Here is a 4,674-nt window from a genome sequence, read left to right on the forward strand (position 1 = left end):
GGCTGGGGCTGGGCCTCTTCATCGTGAAGCACATCGTGGATGCCCACGGCGGCGTGGTCCGCGTCCACTCCACGGAGCAGGAGGGCACCACGTTCCAGGCCCGCCTGCCCCGCCAGCCCGCGCAGCTCGCTCGCCCGGGCGTCGAACGCTCCGTGACACCGTGACGCTTGCTCCAGGGGGCCCGGCCCGGCTAGCACAGGGTCCGTGGTGACACGTCTTCCCTGGAGGGTTTCATGAAGAAGGTCCTCATCGGATTGGGCATCGGCTGCGGTGTCTTCATCCTGGCGGGCATTGGCTTGATGCTGGCGGGTGGCATCTGGGCCAAGAACAAGTTCGGCGGCAGCATCGAAGCCGTGCAGGCGATGCAGGCCCAGGAGCAGGAGCTGACGCAGCTCAACGCCAGCAATCCGTTCAAGGCGCCTCCGGAGGGGCAGGTGCTGCCGCTGGACGAGCAGCGGCTGCTGGCCTACCTGACGGTGCGTGAGTCGGCGCTGCCGGCCTTCAAGGCCTTCGAGGTGAAGTCCAAGGAGTTCGAGGCCGAGCACGCGGGCGACGGTGACGAGAAGCCGGGTTTCAACGCGGCCGTGGACGCCGCGGGTCTCTTCATGGGGCTGATGGCGGACGTGCGCAAGGCGTACATCGCCGGCCTCAAGGCGCAGGGGATGTCGCCCGCCGAGTTCCAGAGCATCACCACCACCGTCTATGCCTCCATGGTGGCTGACAGCCTGGACCAGCTTGGCGCCGCGGCGGAGCAGGGCCGGAAGATGATGACGACGCAGCTGGCCGAGGTCGACAAGCGGCTGGCGGATGATTCGCTCTCCGACGCGGAGCGCGCGCAGTTGGAGGAGGCCCGGGCGCAGCTCCAGGAGACGCTGGACTCGATTGATGAGACCCGCGCGAACGAGGAGCAGCCGCTGTCCGATGAATCCAAGAAGGCGGCCGCCGCCAACGTGGCGCTGCTGAAGAAGCACAAGGAGCGCGTGGAGCTGATGGCCAATGTGGCCTTCGACGGCTTCGTGCTGGGCGGCGCCGGCGCGGACGGTCAGGCCGCGGGCCTGGAGTAGCCGCTCCGCCGTGTCATGGGCGTTCCCGGCCCAGGCCTCCCGTTCCACGGGGGCGCCGGGCCGGGAACGCCGCCGCCGCGGGTGCCTCCCGGTTGCGCGCCGCGTTGCAGTTGCAGGCGCTTTTCACATGCGCAATGGATTGCGCCCGCCAAAGGTAGGCGCGTGTGGCCTTTCGTCCGCCCGGCCACTCCCTTTGCGGCCAGCCGTCCGTGAGATATGCAAGCGATTGAACACACCGAAAGTCGCTTCGCGCGTGGAGGGGCGCGTGAACCTTTGAGGAACGGAGTTGGACGTCTGATGAACAAGGTCATCTTCGCCTGTGTACACAACGCTGGCCGCTCGCTGATGGCGGAGGCGTTCTTCAACGTGATGGTAGACCCCCAGAAGGCGCGCGCCGTCTCCGCGGGGACGCAGCCTGGCGACAAGGTGCATCCCGAAGTGCTCGCGGCGATGCGGGACATTGGCATCGACCTGCACGACGTGAAGCCCCGCCTGCTCACGGACGACCTGGCCCAGGACGCGCAATGGCTCATCACCCTGGGATGTGGCGAGGCCTGTCCCCAGGTGCCGGGGCTCCAGCGCGAGGACTGGCCGCTGGAGGACCCCAAGGACAAGTCGGATGTCCTGGTCCACCGCATCCGCGACGAGCTGGCCGCCCGCGTGGCCGGACTGCTGGAGCGCGAAGGGTGGATGCGCGCCGGCTAGCGCGGCCCGCACACGCGCTCATCGCAGGTGGTAGTTGAAGGGCAGCTCGACGGTGACCCGGTCGCCGAGCGCCGGGGGCGGCGGTGGAAAGGGCGCGGCGCGCCGCACCGCCTCCTGCGCGGCTTCGCACAAGAGGCGGTGGGGGCAGGGGCCCAGCACCCCCAGGGCCACCAGCTGACCCTGCACGCCCACGGAGATGCGCAGCACCAATGACCCTTCGATGCCCGCCATCCGCGCCTCGTGGGGGTAGGGCACGTCCTCGAAGCGGTCGCGGAACATCTGTTCGAAGTAGCGCCGGGCCGCGTCCTCGCGGTTGTCGGAGGCCGTGGCGGGCGGCGGCTCCACGAGCAGCCCCGGGAAGCCCGGCCCCAGGGCGCGCTGGGTGATGCCCGCCACGGCGCGGCCCGCCAGGCTGTCACGGCCGTGGGCTGGGATGCCGGCGGGGCGCCCGACGGACAGCGGCTCCGCGGGTTCGGGGGGGCGTGGTGCCGCGGCGGTGCGCGCCGGCGTGGGCGCGCGCAAGGGCCGAGGCCTGCGCGCGGTCCGGGGGCGAGGGGCCACGGGGGCCGTCCCGGTGAGCTCCCCCACGGGCGCCGAAGGCGGCCTGGCGGTCAGCCGGAGCACGAGGACCTCTCCCCGGGTGGTTTCGCCTTCGAGCCGTCGCGGCAGGCCGTGCCACAGCGCGGCCGCGCCGAAGAGCGCCGCGGCGTGCAGACCGACGGCGGCCAGCACCAGCACCAGCGTGCGTTGACGGCTCCGGGCGGCTGTCACGTGGCCAGGGAGGGCCGAGGCGAACAGCACGGCCTCCGGCGCGCGGGCCCTCGCTGGTGCGTCCGGCATGGTGTGCCCCCTGTCCCGCCCACGTCTCGCCACGGGATGGGGTAGTGGCGTGCGTGCCGGGCGTGAAGGGGGCTTGCGCCGCGGGCGTGTGCGGCGGTCCGCACTCCGCCGGCGCGGTGTCGGGCGGCCTTCAGTGTGGGGACACCGGGGGGCGGGGTTTGCGGAAGAGCACGGTGAGGTTGTTGCTGGGCATGTCCACCACGCGCTCGCGCTCCAGGCCATGCAGGGCGGCCTCGGCGGTGACGGCTTCCAGCGACCGCACGCCCCACGCCGGATTCCTGGCGCGGAGGGAGGCGTCGAACTCCAGGTTGCTGGGAGCCGTCTCGCGGCCCTCGACGAAGTAGGGGCCGTACAGGACGAGCAGCCCGCCGGGAGACAGCGCCCGGCCCGCGCCCCGCATCAGTCCCTGGCAGGCCGCCCAGGGGGCGATGTGAATCATGTTCACGTTGAGGATGACGTCCGTGTCCGCCTCCGGCCAGGACTCCGCGCTCGCGTCGAGCCGGCGCGGCGGCAGCAGGTTGGGCGGGCCCTCCTCGGCGCGCCACGCCTCGATGCTCTCCAGCGACTCCGCGTCCACGTCGGTGGGCTGCCAGACGAGGTGGGGCAGGGCGCGGGCGAACCAGGCCGCGTGTTGCCCCGTGCCGCTGGCCACCTCCAGCACCCTGCCGGAGGCGGGGAGGACTTCGCGGAGGACGGCGAGCAGGGGCTCGCGATTGCGTTCCGTGGCCGGGGCGTGGCGCTTCATCTCTTGGGGTTTCGCACATCCGCCGCGTTCCACGCGAGCGCCGGGTGGCCGCCTGCGTGGGCCAGCGGACGCACGGCGTTCAGTCAGGCCGCCAGCGCTCGACGCGGCCCGGGCCTGTCCCATCCTCCACCACGCGGTACAGCGCCATCGTGCGTGCGCCGGACGGTGCGTCCACGGTGTGATGGACGAGGAGCGGCGCCACGGAAACGTCGGGAAGCGCGGCGCGCACCCGCTGGAGCGCGGCCTCGGGCGTCTGGGCCTCGAGCACGCCCGCCGTTGCGTGCCCTGTCAGCGACGCGTTGATGAGCATCCGCAGCTCCTCGTCCGTGCGGACCTCGTCCGCGAACACCACGTCCGGGTCCTGCCTCAGGAACGCGCGGAGCGTGCCCTCCATCGTCTTCTCATCTCCAGGCTGGACGATGCCGAAGCGGAGGTCCGTGGCGCGGGGCGTCTCCAACGCGGCCATCCCGCGCACACCATCCGGGAGTGCCTCGATGGCCGCGTGGAGCGACGTCGTCCGCCCCGAGCCACGCGCGCCGGTGAAGAGCACCCCCTGCCCCTGGAAGAGCGAGTCGAGCTGGAGGAAGCGCTCCGACAGGAAGGCGGACTCTTCTGCGGACAGGGGCAGCGAGGCGAATGAGGGGAACGCGTCCCGCGTCCGCCGGTCCCGGGCCACGGAGATGACCCACGGGCCCAGCGCGCCCGGCTGGAAGAGGATCCGGAACTCCACCTCCGGGCTGCTGGCCTCGAACGGGAACGGCACACTGCCGCGGTCGGGCCGCCGGGCATCGGCGCCGCGTTTCGCGAGCGCCGCCATGGCCCCCGTGAGCGGCCCGTGGAGCGACAGGTCCAGGGCGTGCCGCACCCCGCGCTTCTCCGCGCCGAGCGGCCCCGGCCGCGCCGAAGTGTTGGGGACGTCATAGAAGAAGCTGATGCCCGCGGCGTCTTGCCCGTCTTCGAGCGTGTCCGCCCACACCGAGAAGTGCGCGGCCCGCGTCTGCCCGGCGATGGCGTAGAGCGCCCGCGCGGCTTCATCGAAAGTCCGCGCCACGGGCGGCGTGGCCACGGAGCGGTCCTCCCGGGCCAGCGTTTCGAGCAGTCCTGCAATCACGGCGGAGATGGGCGGAGGGGGCGGACTCATGGTGTGACTCCGATGCGGAGACGGCCGACTCTCTCACGGGACACGTTCCGGACGGAGGCCGCGGAGACGCGGGCACGCCCGCGCACCGCCCTGGGGAGCGAGTGGGCGGAGCGGGGCGTGGGCCTCCTGCCGTGACTCCGGGTCCGGGTCCGGCCTGGAAGGAACGTTCCGTCCACGCC

6 protein-coding genes are annotated in these 4,674 nt (G+C 72.3%); 3 read left to right on the top strand and 3 right to left on the bottom strand.

Translation table 11 applies throughout. The annotated features are described in order from the left end of the window. The 3 genes from G4D87_RS33945 to G4D87_RS33955 form a co-directional block, all read left to right on the top strand. Nucleotides 1-164 (top strand): ATP-binding protein (locus G4D87_RS33945; RefSeq protein ID WP_163786825.1); only part of this gene is annotated, 164 nt, incomplete at its 5' end. A gap of 69 nt (nt 165-233) precedes the next feature. Further along, nucleotides 234-1,064 carry a hypothetical protein gene (locus tag G4D87_RS33950; RefSeq protein WP_163786826.1) on the top strand — a complete coding sequence of 277 codons (831 nt, stop codon included), beginning with the start codon at nt 234-236 and terminating at the stop codon, nt 1,062-1,064. 297 nt (nt 1,065-1,361) lie between these two features. Continuing rightward, the gene (locus G4D87_RS33955; RefSeq protein WP_163786827.1) at nt 1,362-1,769 is read left to right on the top strand and encodes an arsenate-mycothiol transferase ArsC; all 408 of its coding nucleotides are present in this window, start codon (nt 1,362-1,364) and stop codon (nt 1,767-1,769) included. An 18-nt stretch (nt 1,770-1,787) separates the two neighbouring features. Here the strand turns inward: G4D87_RS33955 and G4D87_RS33960 are convergent, their stop codons facing one another. The 3 genes from G4D87_RS33960 to G4D87_RS33970 form a co-directional block, all read right to left on the bottom strand. Continuing rightward, entirely contained in the window at nt 1,788-2,609 is an 822-nt protein-coding gene (locus G4D87_RS33960) for a TonB family protein (RefSeq protein ID WP_163786828.1), read from the bottom strand. Between the two features lie 130 nt (nt 2,610-2,739). Beyond that, on the bottom strand, nt 2,740-3,354 hold the full coding sequence (locus G4D87_RS33965; RefSeq protein WP_163786829.1) for a DUF938 domain-containing protein: 615 nt from the start codon (nt 3,352-3,354) through the stop codon (nt 2,740-2,742). Between the two features lie 79 nt (nt 3,355-3,433). Then, on the bottom strand, nt 3,434-4,495 hold the full coding sequence (locus G4D87_RS33970) for an ATPase, T2SS/T4P/T4SS family (RefSeq protein ID WP_163786830.1): 1,062 nt from the start codon (nt 4,493-4,495) through the stop codon (nt 3,434-3,436). Nucleotides 4,496-4,674: the final 179 nt, after the last annotated feature.

This window comes from Myxococcus vastator (assembly GCF_010894475.1).
GTDB lineage: Bacteria > Myxococcota > Myxococcia > Myxococcales > Myxococcaceae > Myxococcus > Myxococcus vastator.